The organism is Chryseobacterium sp. C39-AII1 (assembly GCF_039672645.1).
Lineage (GTDB): Bacteria > Bacteroidota > Bacteroidia > Flavobacteriales > Weeksellaceae > Chryseobacterium.
In genome coordinates this window covers 1-4,163 of record NZ_JBDFPQ010000035.1, presented here as the reverse complement: position 1 = coordinate 4,163, position 4,163 = coordinate 1, and the positions used below count along the sequence as shown (strand labels likewise).

Annotated in this window: 5 protein-coding genes; all 5 read right to left on the bottom strand. The window is 31.7% G+C overall.

Translation table 11 applies throughout. From position 1 onward, the window contains the following. Positions 1–333, bottom strand: a 333-nt coding sequence (locus ABEG63_RS21460) for an RHS repeat-associated core domain-containing protein (protein WP_346587473.1), incomplete at its 3' end; no start/stop codon positions are given. A gap of 159 nt (positions 334–492) precedes the next feature. Beyond that, positions 493–1,155: a hypothetical protein gene (locus ABEG63_RS21455; protein ID WP_346587472.1), complete on the bottom strand. Its 663-nt coding sequence runs from the start codon at positions 1,153–1,155 to the stop codon at positions 493–495. Then, positions 1,133–2,509 carry an RHS repeat-associated core domain-containing protein gene (locus ABEG63_RS21450; RefSeq protein ID WP_346587471.1) on the bottom strand — a complete coding sequence of 459 codons (1,377 nt, stop codon included), beginning with the start codon at positions 2,507–2,509 and terminating at the stop codon, positions 1,133–1,135. The genes ABEG63_RS21455 and ABEG63_RS21450 overlap by 23 nt, the downstream gene beginning before the upstream one ends. Positions 2,510–2,634: 125 nt before the next feature. Next, a complete protein-coding gene (locus ABEG63_RS21445) occupies positions 2,635–3,339 on the bottom strand; it encodes a hypothetical protein (RefSeq protein WP_346587469.1) in 705 nt (234 codons plus the stop codon). Next, positions 3,336–4,163 (bottom strand): hypothetical protein (locus tag ABEG63_RS21440; protein WP_346587467.1); only part of this gene is annotated, 828 nt, incomplete at its 5' end. The genes ABEG63_RS21440 and ABEG63_RS21445, both read right to left, overlap by 4 nt.

The window sequence follows — 4,163 nt, the reverse complement described above, 5'->3', positions numbered from 1 at the left end:
TCCACCACCAGCGTCCTGAGCGAAATACATTCCATGAGCACTTGAACTTCCCATTCCATTATAACTCGATAACGTAGAATTAGGATCAAAATCTCCATTAAATGCAGAATGTTCTCCATAGGTATCCCTCGGACTATTTCCATCAGGATCTATATAGTTGATTGGATTATTAAACGCATAATTATATGGCGAATATCTTCTCATTTGTTCTGCCAAGGCATCTACAACACCCCATCTTCCAAGATCCGGCATATACATTCTGGCTCCAAAATCGTACATTCCCGTCTCCTGAAGCTCTTTACCGTTGTATTTATAAGAATACAAACTTCCAATAACTGATGAATTAGACCCACCAATATGGTTTAACCCAAAAGGATAAAAATTGTTGGTATCTCTGGTTTCAAGAACGCCTGCGCTGTTTTTGGAAAAATTTTAAAATAAAAATAGGGCATTGATTTCAATGCCTATTTTTTCAGTTTTTATTTATTAAAATTATTTAACAATTCTTTTTGGGAAGAAATCTTTTAAATCTATATCATAAATAATTGGATTACAATTTTTTCTTGTTTCATTACTATTAACCTTTATTATATTACTTAAAATATCGTCTATATTTTCATAAATAACATTACCTAGTAAATCAACGTCTATTGTATTACAGTAATTTTTAGTATCCTGAAAAGTAATCCATGAAGTATAGTTACCCTTTTTCGGAGGAGGAGGAGGCATATAATAATATTTCATAAAATATTCATAATTGAAATCTTTATCAAGTATAGCCATTGAAGAAACAAACATATAATTACCTGCTGATCCTGTATGTAAAGTTATATCATAAACTGATTTTTTTGTATGATATATCATTTGTTTAAAAATAGTTAGTATGCCTTTATTGTATTTTTTAGAAAAGAAAATAATTTTTGCTAATCCATTGGTTCCTAATCCATTTTTTAAATTAAAATCCTTTTGGTTTAATATATAGTATACACTATAATTAATATCATCTGATATTTTTATTATATTTCTTGTTTCAGTTTTTGAATTAACAGATAATTTTTTATTGTCTAAATCAATCATTTTCATCTGAGAAAAAACGTTCATACTAAAAGCTAAGGCTATTAAGATTATTATTTTATTTAATTGTTTTGACTCCATATTTTGTCATTATAATATTAAAATTTCTTTGAGTAGCTACACCATCCTTATACCAAACCCATCCATTTATATATTTGTCCTGAGATGTTTGATTATGTTTAATAAAACTTTGAAATCCTACTTTACCTTCAGTAGGAAACAAACTAGAATAGTCCCTATTGACAAAAATATCTCTGGATTTTACAATAGATGAGATACCCGTACCGAAAAGATCATCAAACCTTACTGACCAGCAAGATCCCATAATTAAATTTTTCCCTTCTTTAACATAATTGCCAATTCCAATAAGACTATCTATACTACTTATAAGGTTCGAGGATAATTTGCTTTTATCGGAGATATATTGTTGAATGTTACTTCCTAAAATTTTTTCAGTATCTATATTGGTATAAAAACCGGTATCTCCTACCATGATATATTTGCCCGTACTTGGATCACGAATAGCTTCTCCGTTTCCATCAAAAGTGTAACGTTCACTTACCAAGCCATGTGCATTGATATAAATATTGTCAGCTTGGCTATTTCCTAAATAAGCCGCTAATTTTTTCAAAGCATCTTCTAAGCTTGTCGCGTCAATTACTTTCCAACCATTTTCTGCAAAATCACTATTTACAAAATTACCTAGATTGTTTTCATCTCCTCTAATAAAATTAAGTATTACATTTTTCATGGGTTCTCCCCACGCATTCCCCCAGGAACTTCCTCCACCACCTGCATCGGGAGCGAAATACATTCCATGAGAGCTTCCCATTCCATTATAACTCGACAAGGTAGAATTTGGATCAAAATCTCCATTAAATGCAGAATGCTCTCCATAAATAGATCTTGGATCATACGCTGCATTTCCATCAGGATCTATAAATCTTAAGGGATTATTAAACGCGTAATTATACGGAGAATATCTTCTCATCTGCTCTGCCAAAGCATCTACAACACCCCATCTTCCCAGATCCGGCATATACATTCTCGCACCAAAATCGTACATTCCTGTTTCCTGAAGCTCTTTACTATTAAACTTATAAGAATACAAACTTCCGAAAGCAGAAGCATTAGATCCCCCAATATGGTTTAACCCAAAAGGATAATAATTGTTGGTATCTCTTACCTGAATGCCTTCGCTGGTTTTTGAGAAGCTTATTCTCGTATTTCCTAAATGATCTTGATACTGGTAAATATAGCGGTTTTCTCTAAAACTGTAAAATCCTTTGGAAGTGACTACAAAATCAAGCTTCCATTCAACAATCGCAGGAGATCCCGGTTTACAAATCTGCGAGATCAGGCCGAAATGGTGTAAAAAAAGCGGCTTATGAGCAATAAATACTACAAAACATGAAAAATATAAAACCCACCGCAATAGCGATGGGTTGTGTTGTTATTACTCATGGATTACAAATCCGCGAGATCGGGTTTAGCATTAATAAAGGAAACTAAAATGTCTGGAAAAATTACCGAGGTAGTTAAATAATAATCTATTCTTCATTATCTTGATTTTATTATTTCAAAATTACTTTGTTTAAATTCTTTATAAAAGTCATTATAGAGTATATTACTCTCAAAATATTTTTTAAAATTTAAATCTCCTTTAATTTTTAAAACGGGCATTTTATCTCTATTTTTCATTGACTCCTGAATACTATATAAACAATCTACAAATGAATTAATTTCAGTACCAAAATATCCATACGATTTAAAAAAAGCTTTTCCAATTTCGTAATAAACATCTAAGTCAATTTTCACCTTTGACAAATCAATAATTATTGTTGAGTTTTTATTATCAATATCTTCTTTTACTCCATTTAGTAATACGCAACCTCTCAGATAATAATATTTCTGTTTATAATTCAATTCATACCATTGTATTTTATCTTTCTTTTCAGTAAGTAATTTAAAATTATCAATGTAATTCTGGTTATATATACCCAAGGGATCGTTAAGAAGCCCTGATAAAACAATTTCTTTAGTTTTAATAAAAATATCAGAAACATTAAAAATATAATTACTTTTAAAAGATTTATAATGTATCTTAATTGTTAAATCTTTATCTACAATTTCTCCAAATTTCAAATTGATAGATTTTATACTACTACTTTGAATAATTATTTGATCAAACTCTTGTCTATGAATTAGCTTAATATAACTTGTCGTAAACAATACTTTTTCATGTAAAAAAAATTCTATTTTCATTTTATGGTTGAGCTGGTTGGTATTTCTATTATATTTTTATAATTATGATCAAAGACTAATCCCCACTTTCCATTTGGATGTTGAATAATTCTGCTTCCATTTAAACTAGTTCCGGGAATATCCTTAATTTTCCATTCTAGAGCACCTCCCCACTTAGCGCTATTTCGAACAGTTTCATGAACTCCATTTCTTATTATTGGAGTACCTCTTCCTGCTAAAATTTCTACTAGTTCTTCGGTTACATTCTTTGGCAAATTTTTAGGATCAATTCTAATCCCGGCCCCCATAATCTTTGACATTGCAGCTCTAGAAAGAGCCTTACTTTCCAGACCTTCTAAACTTTTCTCAGGGTTAATGAAGAGCATAGCTGCCATACCAACCGTCTCTCTTTCTTCAGCATAAGGTCCCACACCTGCATTTCCAATGGCAGAATAAGGATCAGCATTTCCAAATAAAAGACCTGCTATAATTGGCCAAGTCATATCACGCTCTACAGAACCTGTTGGAATGCCTACATTTACTTTATTAGATTCTTTTTTCTTACTTCCAAACAGATTCCCGAAAAAACTACCTACTCTTTGCCAGAAATTTGGCCCTGTATCACTATTATTAGACGGAGGATTTAGATAACTCTGTAATACATCATAGGCTTCTTTTCCATAGTAGGTTTCTCCTCCAGAGCCAGCCTGTCCACCACCAGCATCCTGAGCGAAATACATTCCATGAGCACTTGAACTTCCCATTCCATTATAACTCGATAACGTAGAGTTTGGATCAAAATCTCCATTAAAGGCAGAATGTTCTCCATAGGTATCCCTCGGACT